Here is a 14,179-nt window from a genome sequence, read left to right on the forward strand (position 1 = left end):
TATGGCTGCGTTGCGCAGTCAGGTCAGGCGCTGAGCGCCGCTTGTTTCTGCATCCCGGCAGGCTGCGACGGCAGCGCCCCGGTCTCTTCGATAATGGTAACGAACCGGTCGCCAATGGCGCCGATATCGAATTCGGTTTCGGCATAGCGTCGGCCGTCGAGGCCCATCTGCCGCCGTCGCTCGGGATCAGCCAGAAGCGTCCGCGCATCGGCCAGCAGTGCCTCGACATCGTCAGGCTCGGACACGAGACCGGCCTCGGCATTGGCGATCTTGCGGCTCGAAAGATTGTCCGCCGGGATCGAGGCCAGGATCGGCCGGCCCGATGCCAGATAGGACAGAACCTTGGACGGCACGGAGAAGACGCCAGCCTCCTTCTCGATCACCGCATAGAGAATATCGGCACCGGCCAGCATGCTGGGCAGATCGTCCACCGGCACCCAGCCCTGGACGAAGACATTGTCGAGCCCCTGCTCCGCCGCGCTGCGCTTGACATAATCGGCGTTCACGCCCTGCGAGAAAAGGTGCACATCGACATCGAGATTACGCGCCAGATGCAGCAGCATATCGGGATTATGCTTGCGGGCCATGGTGCCCGAATAGACGATGCGGACCCGGTCTTTGCGCATGTGCTCAAGCGCCCAGTCATTCTCGCGCGGCAGCACGGGAATATCCTCAAGCGGCGCCCAGTTCTCGATCACGGTCATGTCCGAGGAGTTCACGCCCCACGAACCGAGCAGGTCGCGGAAGGCCTCGGAAATGACGATAATGCCGTCGCTCTGCTTGAGCAGGCGGCGCTCCAGCGCCCGATAATAGGCGCCGGCCATCCGGCCCAGCATGGCGTTTTTGCGCCCCAGAATCTGGCCGATAGCCTCGCTGTGAATGTCCTGCACCCAGAACACGAATTTCGCGCCAATGGACCGGCAGGCGCGCATCAGGTGCTGCTGCACTTCCAGCGGCGAATTGGACGAGAACACGATGTCGGGCCGCTGCTCGAGCACCTTGGCCGCCGCCACACGCGCATATTCGATCTGCTGCTGGCGCCGGCGTACCAGATTGTCCTTGTCGAAGGGCGCTGAAATGCTCAGCTCCTCAGCGCTGAACTGGTCCGGATCGCCGCCGCGGCCCTCGACCTTGCCCTTGGGCGTGGCAAAGCTCCCGAAGGACATGTAGTGGGTCCGGGCGCCGCGCCGCGCCATTTCCCGGGCGATATGCGCGGTAAAGGCATGGCCACCATAATCATGGAAAACGATTTTGAAACTGGGGTCGAATGTCTCGTTCATTTGAATCCATTCGTCTGGTTCCAGCGCTTCAGCGCCTCGGTTAGCGACAGGTTGAACGTCCATCCACGCTCGACCAGCTCCTTGGGATAAATATTGGTGGACTGCACCAGCTTGCGCACGCGCGCGCGGTTGATCGATGTACGCAGCCCCAGCTTGCCCAGGATCTCGAAGCCATAGGCGGCCGTGTTGATCAGCCAGCCGGGCACCACAATGGTGGGCAGGTCGAAACCGGCGGCCTCGTGGAAGGCGGTGTTGATATCCTCGGTCGTGGTCCGCTCGGGATAGGCGAAAATGAAGCGAACCACCGGCTCGTCGAAACTGGCCATATAGGCAAAGCAGCGCGGCATTTCCTCGACCGGCGCACAGGCCTTGATCGTGTCCTTGCGCACCGGATAGACGAACCGGCCCTTGCGCAAGAGGCCAGCCAGGCGCTCGAAATTGCCGCGCTCGCCCTCCCCGAAGGTCACAGCGGGACGCATGATCACCAGCCGCCGCTGCGGGTCGCGAGATTGCCAGTCCTCGTGAATTTTCTCGGCCAATAGCTTGGACTTACCATAGGCCGTGACGGGCACGGGCGGCGTATCCTCGTCGACACGCTCTTCCTGCGGCCCGTAAATGCCCATGGTGGAGGTGAAGAATATGCGTTTGGTGCCGACGCGATCGGCAAACCGGCAGACCTCGATCGCGCCGCGCACATTGGTCCAGTAATATTCCCAATCCTCATGGCCGGGCGTGGTATGCACCGCCGAGAAATTGTAGATGACGACTTCGCCTTCGACATCGAGTTCGATGGGCTCGCGCACATCGCAATGGACGAATTCGGCCTTGGCATGGGTGAAGCGCGGCTCGCGGATATCGGCAAGCACGATCCGGGCAACCTCAGGGTCGTCGGCAAGCTGCCGGGCAAGATGGGTGCCGAAAAAGCCAGATCCGCCGAAGATGACGGCCGTATATGTCATTGCCAGCGCTCCTGATTGGCGAGGAACCAGTCATAGGTTTGCGCAATGCCCTCGCGCAGGCCGATGCGCGGGGCCCAGCCCATGCCGCGCAGCCGGTCGGCGCTCATCAGCTTGCGCGGTGTGCCGTCCGGCTTGGACAGGTCATGCACAATCTCGCCCTCAAAGCCGACCACCTCGCAGACCAGTTGAGTCAGCTCGAGAATGGTCACGTCCTCGCCCGAACCGACATTGACGTGCTCGTAGCCGGAATAGGATTTGAGCAGGAAGACCAGAGCGTCGGCACAATCCTCGGCATGCAGGAATTCGCGGCGGGGTGTTCCAGTGCCCCAGACGGTGATCGTCTTGTCGCCATTAAGCTTGGCCTGATGCGCCTTGCGAATAATGGCGGGCATGACATGGCTGGACTGGAGATCGAAATTATCGCCCGGACCATAAAGATTGGTCGGCATGGCCGAGATGTAGTCGCGGCCATATTGCTTGCGATAGGCCTGCGCCAGCTTGATGCCGGCGATCTTGGCAATGGCATACCACTCGTTCGTGGCCTCCAGCGGGCCGGTCAGCAGGGCGTCTTCGGGGATCGGCTGCGGCGCGAATTTGGGATAAATGCAGGACGAGCCGAGAAACAGGAAACGATCGACGTCGTTTTCATGAGCGGCGGCCACGATATTGGCCTCGATCATGAGGTTCTCGTAGAGAAACTCTGCCGGCTTGGTGTCATTGGCCAGAATGCCGCCGACCTTGGCCGCCGCCATGACAATGGCATCGAGCCGTGCATCCTTGAGGAAAGCCTCGACCTCGCTCTGGCGCGTAAGATCGACGACATCGCGGCCCGCGGTAATGACCTCGCAGCCTTCAGATGCGAGACGCCTTGCGGTCGCGCCGCCCACCATGCCGCGATGGCCCGCAACCCAGACGCGTTTTCCGTCCAACTGATAGTTCATCTCTGTCCCCGCGCCTATTCCACGCTGACCGGCAGGTCGAGCCCATGCGACTTCAGGATGGCGTAGCGGCGGGCGGCAAGATGGTCTGCCTCGACCATTTCCTTGCACATTTCACGCGCGGTGATTTCTGGCACCCAGCCAAGCTTTTCCTTGGCCTTTGTCGGATCGCCTAGCAGGGTGTCCACCTCGGCGGGACGGAAATATTTCGGATCGATCCGGACAATGACATCACCCACCGAGACATTCGGGGCCAGGTCGCCCTCAACCTTGGTCACGGTGCCGATCTCATCGATGCCGTCACCACTGAATTCCAGCGTGATCCCGAGGTCAGCGGCCGCCCAGGTGATGAACTCGCGCACCGAATATTGCTTGCCCGTAGCAATAACAAAGTCTTCGGGCTCGTCCTGCTGCAGCATCATCCACTGCATGCGGACATAGTCCTTGGCGTGCCCCCAATCGCGCAGCGAGTCGATATTGCCCATATAAAGGCAGTTCTCGAAGCCCAGGGCGATATTGGCCAGACCGCGGGTGATCTTGCGCGTCACAAAGGTTTCGCCGCGGCGCGGGCTCTCATGATTAAAGAGGATGCCGTTGCAGGCATACATGCCGTAGGATTCGCGGTAGTTCACCGCAATCCAATAGGCATAGAGCTTGGCCACCGCATAGGGCGAACGCGGATAGAAGGGCGTTGTCTCGCGCTGCGGAATTTCCTGCACCAAGCCGTAAAGCTCTGAGGTGGACGCCTGATAGAACCGCGTCTTCTTTTCGAGACCGAGAAAACGGATCGCCTCCAGCAGCCGCAGCGTTCCGATGCCGTCGACATCGGCGGTATATTCCGGCGCCTCGAAGGACACTTTGACGTGCGACTGCGCACCAAGGTTATAAACCTCGTCCGGCTCGATGTCGCGAATGAGGCGGGTCAGGTTCGAGGTATCGGACAGATCGCCATAGTGCAGGACCATGCGCGGGTCTTGAACATGCTGGTCTTGATAAAGGTGGTCGATACGCTGCGTGTTGAAGAGCGATGCACGGCGCTTGATCCCATGCACTTGATAGCCCTTTTCCAGCAGCAGCTCGGTCAAATACGAACCGTCCTGCCCTGTAATGCCAGTTATAAGAGCGACTTTGCCCGAACCCATACGATACCCCTACCCCTCAGCCACGCAGGCCTGAACAACACCAGTTAAGGCGACGCGCACCCTAGTCGCGCTCAAGTAAAACTTGCATCTAGTTATACCGAAAGCGCGAACCACTGAACCCGTCCCTTTTTCAAATTGCGCAAATGGTTAGCGCAGGAAACTCCCTATAATGCGGCGAAATCCAGGTTTTTTTGTTTCCCGAAATCGCATGGCAGCTATGCGTTTCTATTGAAACGATTAATGACCCGCCGCTCCGCCACGCATCACTTTGCATCGGACAATATTGTCGGGTGTGATTGCGGCGAACGTGACAATCGAACCGCGCTCCATCGTGGTGGCGTGTCCCGACACACATCGCACGCCCGTCAGGTTCCACATTGGCCCGGAACGATGTTTTCAAGATGACAGTCGGCACCGTCCCTCCGGCCGGCATGCCGTTCATTGACTGCGGCCGGCAGCTTTGCCGGAACGCGGCTGTGTTCACCCCAGCAAATTCGCCTTTGGAACGCGACCTGTTGAGCAGCGCTTGACGCCTTCTTCGCGCTGGCATTTGCTGCGCCGATCGTTCAACTTCAGCTTGAAAGCCTCGTTTGGGGTTACCACCTGCCAAGCAGGGAATGGGAGAGAACCATGTCGAAGAACTTGATTGCCCGCCGCCGCGCGAGAGCCCTTGCCGCGGCTTGTATGATCAGCGTCGCCCTGCCCGCGACGGCTGGCCTGGCCAAGGAAAAGGTCAAGACCGACCAGACCGCTCAAGTCGATGTGGCGATGGATTATGCCGTGTCCATTCCCACCATCGATGCGGTTGGTTCAAATCTCGACAATGCGGTTCTGGCCGACATCCTTAGCGGCAAGGTCGTCGAAAACGCTGACGCGCTTGCCAATCTGGATGCCACCAGCATCACCGTGCCGGAAATTGTCATCGACGTGTCCTCGCAATCGGGCAGCACGTCCAATCAGACCAAGCTGACCATTACCGGCCTGACGCTCGAGGATGTCGTCGATGGGCGCGCCGCCAAGATCAGCCTTGCCGGCGTTGCTTTGGCCGAGGACGACGCCAAGGCCAATTTTGGTGCCATGTCGGCAGCCAATCTCGACATTGCCGGCATATTGGGCATTTACGGCCTGGTCGACACGGCCGGCCAGACGGAGCTGCGGACCATCTATACCGACCTGGTCTCCCAAGGCGGGACAATCGAAAGCAAAGAGGTCAACTGCCGCGTTGGCGAGGTCACCGGCGCCCAGTTCAAGGCGCGGCCGCTCAAGACCTCCTTGGTCGACATGATAGCGGTGGCCCAGGCCATGGAGGAAGAAGGCGATGACGCATCGCCCGAGACCGTCGGCAAGTTCCTTAAAATGTATGCCGACATCCTGACAGCGTTCGAAACCTCAGAAGTAAGGTTCAACGGCATGGCCTGCGATGGCTTCGATGATGAGGACCGGGCCATGACCTTCTCCATCGCCGGCCTGACCATGGGCGGAATGAGCCCGGGCATCTATCCCGCAATTTCTATGGATGGCTTTGCCATCAACGTCGAGGACGACGGCTCCTTCATTCTGGACAATTTGACCATCAAGCAGATGGACCTGAGCGGCACCATCGCGACGCTGCAAAGCGCACCCGATGTGGTGGATGAAGCCTGGTTCGAACAGAATGCGCGCGCACTGATCCCGGCCATGGATGGGCTCTCGCTATCTGGCCTCGACATGGATATCCCCGATCCGGACACGGCCGGCGCCCGGATTCAGGCCAAGGTTGGCGCCTTCGACCTGACGCTGGCCAGCTATCTCAACGGCATTCCCACGGCAGTGGACGTTTCCGCCGCGAATATTCAGGCGGAAATCCCCGCCGAGAGCGGCGACGAGACATTCGACCAACTCCGGGCCCTTGGCATCACCAATGTCGACGCCGGGTTCCGCATCGCCGCCGCTTGGGACGAGGCCAGCGAAACCATCGCCGTTGAGGAAGTATCCGTGTCCGGCGTCGACCTGGCCTCCGTTCTCCTGGCCGGCACGGTGACCAATGCCACCAAAGACATATTCGCCGTCGATCCCCATGCCGCAATGATGGCCAGCATGGATCTTGCCGTGCGCAACCTGGACCTGACCGTCACCGATGCCGGCCTGTCCGACATCATTCTCGCCGTCGTTGCCGCCGAACAGGGCGCCGATCCGGCAACCTTGCGCCCCGTCTTTGCCGGGCTCGCCCAGGGAACGGTCATCGGCATGATGGCTGGCGCCGCCGATGCGGCCAAACTGGGTGACGCTATCAATAGCTTTGTGGCCGGCAGCGCCAAGACCCTGATGATCGGCATCGAGGCCAAGACCGAACCCGGCCTGGGCATGATGGATTTCATGGCGGCCGAAGACGACCCGACGACCCTTTTGACCAAGGTCAATATCAGCGCCGAAGCCAAGTAATCAAAAGGGCCGCCCCATAAGGGCGGCCCTTGGTCATTCTGCCGTCGCACTCGCGGCGGCCCGCAGTCCCCAATCGAGCAATTCGCCCGCCATTTCGGGTGTGGCCGCTTCGACATAGCACCGCAATTCGGGTGCATTGCCGGACGCCCGGAAATGCACCATGTCTCCATTCTGGGTCCAGAATTGCAGACCGTCTATGTCCGCCCGACGCGAAATGCCCAGCGATCCGAAAAGCTGGGCGGCATAGTCGCCATCCTCCCGCAAGCGCCTGAGGAAAGCGGCGCTGCGCTCGCTGGCAATGTTCTGCAACCGGTCGGCCAGGGCGTGCTGCAATGGCAGATCTGACACAACCTTCGACAAGGGCCGGCCCACCCTGACGCTTTCGCCAAGACCGCACAAAATGGGCAGAATGGCGTCGCGCGTCACCAACGGTTCCAAAGGCCGACCATTGGCCGAGACGCCGCCACCGACAAAGGTTCCGCCATTGGCCTCGAAGCCGATCACGGCGCCCGTCGCGCCGCCCATGGCCTCAACCACATAGGGCGACCCCACCCGCGTGCGCACCACCTGTCCAAAATAACCCGTCCGCTCGATGCCGGAATTGGAGGTTACGGGCGTTACGACACTGTCCGCGCCCAAATGCCGGGCCGCCAGCAGCCCCAGCGTATCGCCCCGTATGAACCGGCCCATTTCGTCCACCAGCAAAGGCCGGTCGCCGTCACCATCGGCGGAGACGACGGCGTCCAGTCCGTGCTGCTTTATCCAGCCCGGAATGGGCGCAAAAACCGTATCGGCAAAGGCCTCGGTATCGACCGGCACAAAGCCATCGATGCGGCCCAGGCTGATGGTCTCGGCGCCGAACCGGCGCAACACCTGCCCGATAAGGTCGCGCGCCACCGTAGAATGCTCGAAAACGCCTATGCGCTTGCCGGCCAGTGCATTGGCGGGCAGCAATGTGGCGAAACGCTCGAGATAGCGGCTCGCCGCCAGATCGGCCTCATCGGCCGGTATGATATCCCGATCGGCGATGTCAGCGCTATCGAGCGCCGCCACAACGCCGGCTTCGTCACTTTTGCTGATCTCGCCACTGGGCAGATAGAATTTAAGACCATTCCGATCGGCCGGAATATGGCTGCCGGTGATCATTATGGCAGCGCCGCCATTGGCAAGCGCATGCAGCGCCAGGGCCGGCGTGGGCAAGGCACCGCAATCGACGGGCTCCAATCCGGCCGCGGCAATCGCAACGGCGCAATCATGCGTGATTTGCGGGCTGGACGGGCGGAAATCGCGCCCAAGAAAGACCCTCGAAATCGGCGTTTCATTGACCTTTTGGGCGTGCCGCAGAAAGGCCGCGCAATATTGGCGCGCCGCTTGCCCCTCTAGGTCCACCGCCAGACCGCGCAGACCGCTGGTACCAAATTTCAGGCTGTTTTCCTGCGCCATCGGTCAGGTCTCCTTGAGCGAATAGGTTTTGAACCAGGCGACGAATTTGTCGATCCCCTCGTCCAGCGACGTGTCCGGCAATTCGCCGACCAATGCCTGCAACAGGCTCGTGTCCGCCTGGGTGGCAATCACGTCCCCCGGCTGCATGGGCAGCATGTTCAGTTTTGCCTTGGTTCCCATGGCCCTTTCGAGCGAAGCGATGAAATCCATCAACTCAACGGGCCGGCCACCGCCGATATTGAGCAGGCGAAACGGCGCCACCGCCGAAAGGCTGTCGCCCGCAACCGGCTGTCCCATGACCGGCGCCCGAGTCATGATCGCCTCCATGGCCGCCGTCAGGTCCTCGACATAGGTAAAGTCCCGCCGCATCTGCCCATTGCCATAAACGTCAATAGCTTCGCCCGCTGCAATGGCATGGGCAAATTTGAAGAGAGCCATGTCCGGCCGCCCATAGGGTCCGTAGACCGTAAAGAACCGCAAACAGGTCGCAGGGATCGACCACAAATGCGAGTAGGAATGGACTAGGGCCTCGCCCGATTTCTTGGTGGCCGCGTACAGCGAAAGCGGGAAATCGGCGCGATCGGTCTCCGCATGGGGCATCGTCTGATTGCCACCATAGACGGAGCTGGTGGACGCAAAGATCAGGTGCCGGGGCGGATGGCGCCGCAAGGTCTCAAGCAGATTGGCCGTGCCGACCACATTGGACTGAACATAGCTTTGCGGGTTCTCGATGCTGTAGCGCACGCCCGGCTGGGCCGCGAGATGAAACACGATTTCGGCGCCCGCGGCGGCCACAAATGCTTCAAGCGCGCCGGCGTCCACAAGGTCAATGCGGCCGAAGCTGAACCGCTCGTGCACCTTCAGAAGCTCAAGCCGCGCCTGCTTGAGCGCCGGGTCGTAATAGCTTGTGAGCGCATCGAGCCCAACGACCTCGTGCCCGGCGGCAAGCAGCCGCTGGCTGAGATGGAACCCGATAAAGCCGGCAGCACCGGTCACCAGAACCTTCACACTGCGCCCCCTGCCATCCTATTCGGCGGCATCCGAAACCGGCTCGTTCAGACCAAACTCGGGCCGGCCAATGCTGACATAGGCAAAACCATGCCGGCGCATCTCATGGGGCCGATAGACGTTGCGCAGGTCGACAAAAACCGGCGCCTTCATTGTGGTTTTGAGGCGTTCGAGATCGAGCGAGCGGAATTCGTTCCACTCGGTCACCAGCACCACGGCATCGGCGCCCTCGGCCGCACCATAAGCGTTTTCGGCAAACGCGACATTTTCCACCAGATCGCGGGCCGCTTTCATGCCTTGCGGATCGAAGGCCACGACTGTCGCGCCCCGGTCCTGCAGGCCGCGGATAATGTCGAGCGACGGCGCCTCGCGCATATCGTCGGTATTGGGCTTGAAGGTCAGCCCCAGCACGCCGATGGTTTTGCCGCGCACATCGCCGCCACAAGCCGCAATGATCTTGCGCGACATGGCGCGCTTGCGCTGGTCATTGATCGAGACGGTGGTTTCCACCAGCCGCATCGGGCTGCCGAAATCCTGGCCGATCTTGACGAGCGCGGTCGTATCCTTGGGGAAACACGATCCGCCATAGCCGGGGCCGGCATGCAGGAATTTGGCGCCGATCCGGTTGTCCAGGCCAATGCCGCGCGCCACTTCCTGCACATTGGCGCCCGCGGCCTCGCAGAGATCGGCCACTTCATTAATGAAGGTGATCTTCATGGCGAGGAAGGCATTGGCCGCATATTTGATGAGTTCGGACGTCCGGCGATCGGTGAACAGCAATGGCGCCTGATTGAGGTAAAGCGGGCGATAGACCTCGGTCATCACCTCGCGCGCCCGTTCGTCATCGATACCGACCACGATACGGTCCGGCCGCTTGAAATCATCGATAGCGGCGCCCTCGCGCAGGAATTCCGGGTTCGAGACCACGGCCACATCCGCCTCCGGACTGACCGTCTCGATGATACGAGCAACCTCGTCGCCCGTGCCAACCGGTACGGTGGACTTGGTGACCACCACGGTAAAGCCCGATACCGCCTCGGCCACTTCGCGCGCCACGGCATAGACATAGCTGAGATCAGCGTGACCATCCCCGCGCCGGCTCGGCGTGCCCACGGCAATGAACACCACATCGGCTTCAGCGACGGCAGTTGTAAGATCTGTGGTGAACCCCAGCCGCCCAGCGGTCACATTGGCATTCAAAAGCTCGGACAGGCCCGGCTCATAGATCGGCACCATGCCCTGTTCGAGTGCAGAGATCTTGCCCGCGTCCTTGTCGATACAGACCACATCATGCCCGAAATCAGCCAGGCAAACGCCGGTTACCAGGCCAACATAACCCGAGCCAACCATAGCAATCTTCACCGGGCAAACCTCCATTGCTGTGGACCGGGAGAACTACGCCGGGTTCCGTCCGCGCACGATACAAAGCACCGGATACAAATCAAATCCATGACACCAAATACAAGTCGGCCCTGCAAATACAGCAAATTCGGCTAGTCGGTATCCGCAGGGCGCGACCGCAAGCGTTTGATCGAGCTGCGGCTGGTTTTTTTCTCCAACCGCCGCTTCTTTGACGCCAATGTCGGGCGGGTGGCAATGCGCGGCTTTGGCGGATGAACGCCCGCGCGCAACAATGCCACCAGCCGTTCCAACGCTTCAGCGCGATTGAGCGGCTGATCGCGATGGGCATTGGCGGTGATGACGATAGTGCCATCCTTGGTAAGCCGGCTCCCGGCCAGGGCCGCCACCCGTCGCTTCATCGCCTCCGGAAGGCTGGTATTTTCCCTGAGGTTGAACCGCAATTGCACGGCGCTGGCGACCTTGTTGACATTCTGTCCGCCCGGGCCCGAGCCGCGCACAAAGCTCTCCTCGATTTCGGATGGATCAATGGTCAAGGCGCGGGTGATGTGAATTGGCTCGGCCATCGATCACTTGCTCCTTAGGGCTCGCGGCGCGTCCAGAGGAACGCCGCCCCTCAGCGCTTGGACCGGCCCGCGTACCAGACTTCTTCGTCGTGAATGATGCGGCCCTTCTCGGTTGTCCGATACTTTCCCAGGCCCGCCTCTTCGATCCATTTCTTTTTCAGCATGCCGGCAAAGACCTTTTCGCCGATATCTTTGAAATCATCCGGGCCAAGAACATTGTCTTCGCCCAGATGGTAGAGAGCTTTCATCTCGCGGTTGGAAGGACGCTGCGGCATCAGGCGGCCTTTTCAGCGGCTTCCTTGAGGTCCGGCGGCGTGCCTTCGGCGATCAGGGATACCAGGGCATCCATAAACGGCTCGACCTTCTGCCCCTCGGTACCGAGGCGGCGCACCGACACAGTGCCCTCCTCAGCCTCACGCTTGCCCACCACGAACATCAGCGGCACCTTCTGCACCGAATGCTCGCGAACCTTGTAATTGATCTTCTCGTTGCGCGTGTCGATCTCGGCTCGGATACCGGCGTCGCGAAGCTGACGGACCAGCTTTTCGGCATAGTCGTCGGCCTCGGACACGATGGTGGCCACGACAACCTGGGTCGGCGCCAACCACATCGGCATCTTGCCGGCATAGTTCTCGATCAGGATGCCAATAAAGCGCTCCAGCGACCCCAGAATGGCCCGGTGCAGCATGACCGCATATTGGCGCGAGCCGTCCTCGGCCACATAGGTCGCATCGAGCCGCTCGGGCAGCACATAGTCGAGTTGCAGCGTGCCCACCTGCCAGGACCGGCCAATGGCGTCCTTCAAATGGAATTCGAGCTTGGGTGCATAAAAGGCCCCCTCGCCTTCGGCGATCTCGAAATCATAGCCGGTTGCCCGCAAAGCGTCGCCCAGTGCTTTCTCGGCCGCGTCCCAGCGCTCGATGGTGCCACCGAACTTTTCCGGCCGCGTGGCGAGTTTGATGACGACATTGTCGAAGCCCATATGGCCATAGACCGAGTAGAGCAGATGCACGAAATGCTCGGTCTCGGACTGGATCTGGTCTTCGCGGCAGAAGATATGCGCATCGTCCTGCGTCATCTGCCGCACGCGCATCAGCCCATGCAGGGCGCCATGCGCCTCGTTACGATGGCAACAGCCAAATTCCGCCATGCGCAGAGGCAGATCGCGGTAAGACTTGATGCCTTGGTTGAAGATCTGCACATGCGCCGGACAGTTCATCGGCTTCAGGGCGAGATAGTCGACATCCCCTGAGACAACCGGCCCCTCTTCCTCGGTATTGGGAATCTCGTCAGGCACCACGAACATGTTTTCGCGATATTTTCCCCAATGCCCGGACTGCTCCCAGAACTTGGCATGCATCAGCTGAGGCGTCTTGACCTCTTGATAGCCCGACTTGTTCAGGCGCCGGCGGATATAGGCTTCCATCTGATTGTAGATGACAAAACCGCGCGGATGCCAGAACACCGAGCCCTGCGCCTCTTCCTGCAGGTGGAACAGGTCCAGATCGCGGCCGATCTTGCGATGGTCGCGTTTTTCCGCCTCTTCCATCATCGTGAGATAGGCGTCGAGCTCTTCCCTGGTGGCGAAAGCCGTCCCATAGATGCGGCTCAACACCGGGCGATTGCTGTCGCCCCTCCAATAGGCACCTGCCACCTTGGTCAGCTTGAAGGCCTGGCCGACATCCTTGACGGTGCGCATATGCGGACCGCGGCAGAGGTCCTTCCACTGGCCTTGGCTATACATCTTGATCGATTGATCGGCCGGAATTGCGTCCACGAGCTCGACCTTGAAAGCCTCGCCCTTGGTCTCAAACCAGCTCTTGGCCTGATCGCGCGACCAGACTTCCTTGGTAAAGGCAGCGCCGCGCTCGATGATCTCGGCCATCTTCTTTTCGATGACGCGCAGCTCGTCCTCGGTGAACGGGCCGGCTTCGCGATAAAAATCGTAGTAAAAGCCGTTCTCGATCACCGGGCCAATGGTGACCTGCGTATCAGGCCAAAGCTCCTGCACCGCCTCGGCCAGCACATGCGCGGCATCGTGGCGGATCAGTTCCAGCACGTCCTGCGAGCCACTATCGCGCGTCACGAACTCGATCTTGCCGTCGGCCTCCAGCGCGTCGGACAAATCCGACAACACGCCATTCCAGCGCATGGCCACCGTCTTCTTGGCCAGGCTCTTGGAGATCCCTTCAACGATCTCGGTGCCGGTAGTGCCGCGCGAATAGTCGCGAGCAGCACCATCGGGGAACGTCACCTTGATCGACATTTTAGGTCTCCATAAATTCAGATTGTCGCGCCTTCCACAAAGCGCGCGGCCGCTGCCTTAGCATGAAAAGCGCCAAATGCCAGCCTCAACCTGGCGATCAGCCCGGCAAGCCCTCGAATTGCGGCAGATCATCGGCGATCTCATACCATGGCGCCTTGGACGCCACGAACATGTGAAACGATGGGCGCACGCCCGGATCGTCTACAAGTGTTCCCATGGCAACATGGGTATTTCCATTCTCGGCAATCACCGAATAGAGGAACGATCCGCACGTACCGCAATGGACGTCGTGATTGTCTGGGGGGTTGCCGTAGATAAGCAATGCGTCTTCGCCCTTGGTCAGCCGCAGCTTGCCGGTCCTTATTGCCGCCATGGGTTTGAAGGCCGAACCGGTCGCGCGCCTGCATTGCGAGCAATGGCAGTAAAAGGCCGCATCGAAGGCGTCTTCCACGTCATAGGTCGTTGCGCCGCAAAGGCAGCTACCCCTCAACATGGTCATGTCCCTTTCCTCTCCACCGCCCATAGCGCCACGGCAAATACCATCGCCCGGCCTCAGGAAGCACGCCCGGTACCGGATCGTAGCCATGCGTTCCGCCGGGCCGGCAGCGCCAGAAACGGGCCAGACCCATCCAGCCGCCGGGCCAGAAGCCGAACCGCCAGATCGCCTCGCTGGTAAACTCCGAGCAGGTTGGCAGGTGCCGGCAGGTCCGCCCGGCAAAGGCCGAGAGGGTGTAGCGGTAGACCGTGATCAGGAATACGGCAACCAGCTTGAACGGGAAGTCGATGACCCGCCACAT

The 14,179-nt window shown here is 60.8% G+C and carries 13 protein-coding genes; 1 reads left to right on the top strand and 12 read right to left on the bottom strand.

What is annotated here, in order from left to right:
• Nucleotides 1-23: 23 nt before the first annotated feature.
• Genes V8Z65_RS09815 through gmd form a run of 4 tightly spaced genes read right to left on the bottom strand, consistent with a single transcriptional unit; the run spans nt 24 to nt 4,319 of the window.
• Nucleotides 24-1,280, bottom strand: coding sequence for a glycosyltransferase family 4 protein (locus V8Z65_RS09815; RefSeq protein ID WP_338719508.1), 1,257 nt, complete (start codon nt 1,278-1,280; stop codon nt 24-26).
• Nucleotides 1,277-2,239 (bottom strand): NAD(P)-dependent oxidoreductase, encoded by a 963-nt coding sequence (locus V8Z65_RS09820; protein WP_338719509.1) that lies wholly within the window; start codon nt 2,237-2,239, stop codon nt 1,277-1,279. Before V8Z65_RS09820 ends, V8Z65_RS09815 begins: the two co-directional genes overlap by 4 nt.
• Nucleotides 2,236-3,180, bottom strand: coding sequence for a GDP-L-fucose synthase (locus tag V8Z65_RS09825; RefSeq protein ID WP_338719510.1), 945 nt, complete (start codon nt 3,178-3,180; stop codon nt 2,236-2,238). Before V8Z65_RS09825 ends, V8Z65_RS09820 begins: the two co-directional genes overlap by 4 nt.
• A gap of 14 nt (nt 3,181-3,194) precedes the next feature.
• Entirely contained in the window at nt 3,195-4,319 is a 1,125-nt protein-coding gene (gene gmd / locus V8Z65_RS09830) for a GDP-mannose 4,6-dehydratase (protein ID WP_338719511.1), read from the bottom strand.
• A 630-nt stretch (nt 4,320-4,949) separates the two neighbouring features.
• Between gmd and V8Z65_RS09835 the strand changes: the two genes are divergently transcribed.
• Nucleotides 4,950-6,740, top strand: a complete 1,791-nt coding sequence (locus V8Z65_RS09835; protein WP_338719513.1) for a hypothetical protein — start codon at nt 4,950-4,952, stop codon at nt 6,738-6,740.
• 33 nt (nt 6,741-6,773) lie between these two features.
• Here V8Z65_RS09835 and V8Z65_RS09840 read toward each other — a convergent pair whose 3' ends face one another.
• From V8Z65_RS09840 to yidD, 8 genes are all read right to left on the bottom strand, one after another.
• The gene (locus V8Z65_RS09840) at nt 6,774-8,183 is read right to left on the bottom strand and encodes a phosphomannomutase (RefSeq protein WP_338719515.1); all 1,410 of its coding nucleotides are present in this window, start codon (nt 8,181-8,183) and stop codon (nt 6,774-6,776) included.
• 3 nt (nt 8,184-8,186) lie between these two features.
• Nucleotides 8,187-9,191: an NAD-dependent epimerase/dehydratase family protein gene (locus V8Z65_RS09845; RefSeq protein WP_338719517.1), complete on the bottom strand. Its 1,005-nt coding sequence runs from the start codon at nt 9,189-9,191 to the stop codon at nt 8,187-8,189.
• Nucleotides 9,192-9,209: 18 nt separating this feature from the next.
• Nucleotides 9,210-10,553, bottom strand: coding sequence for a UDP-glucose/GDP-mannose dehydrogenase family protein (locus V8Z65_RS09850; protein ID WP_338719519.1), 1,344 nt, complete (start codon nt 10,551-10,553; stop codon nt 9,210-9,212).
• Between the two features lie 131 nt (nt 10,554-10,684).
• Entirely contained in the window at nt 10,685-11,116 is a 432-nt protein-coding gene (gene arfB / locus V8Z65_RS09855; protein ID WP_338719521.1) for an alternative ribosome rescue aminoacyl-tRNA hydrolase ArfB, read from the bottom strand.
• A gap of 50 nt (nt 11,117-11,166) precedes the next feature.
• Nucleotides 11,167-11,391 (bottom strand): hypothetical protein, encoded by a 225-nt coding sequence (locus V8Z65_RS09860; RefSeq protein WP_338719523.1) that lies wholly within the window; start codon nt 11,389-11,391, stop codon nt 11,167-11,169.
• Nucleotides 11,391-13,382 (bottom strand): threonine--tRNA ligase, encoded by a 1,992-nt coding sequence (gene thrS, locus V8Z65_RS09865; RefSeq protein ID WP_338719525.1) that lies wholly within the window; start codon nt 13,380-13,382, stop codon nt 11,391-11,393. Before thrS ends, V8Z65_RS09860 begins: the two co-directional genes overlap by 1 nt.
• Before the next feature lie 97 nt (nt 13,383-13,479).
• Nucleotides 13,480-13,881, bottom strand: coding sequence for a GFA family protein (locus tag V8Z65_RS09870; RefSeq protein ID WP_338719527.1), 402 nt, complete (start codon nt 13,879-13,881; stop codon nt 13,480-13,482).
• Entirely contained in the window at nt 13,862-14,179 is a 318-nt protein-coding gene (gene yidD / locus V8Z65_RS09875) for a membrane protein insertion efficiency factor YidD (RefSeq protein WP_338724000.1), read from the bottom strand. Before yidD ends, V8Z65_RS09870 begins: the two co-directional genes overlap by 20 nt.

The sequence above is a fragment of the Devosia sp. XK-2 genome (assembly GCF_037113415.1).
Classification (GTDB): domain Bacteria; phylum Pseudomonadota; class Alphaproteobacteria; order Rhizobiales; family Devosiaceae; genus Devosia.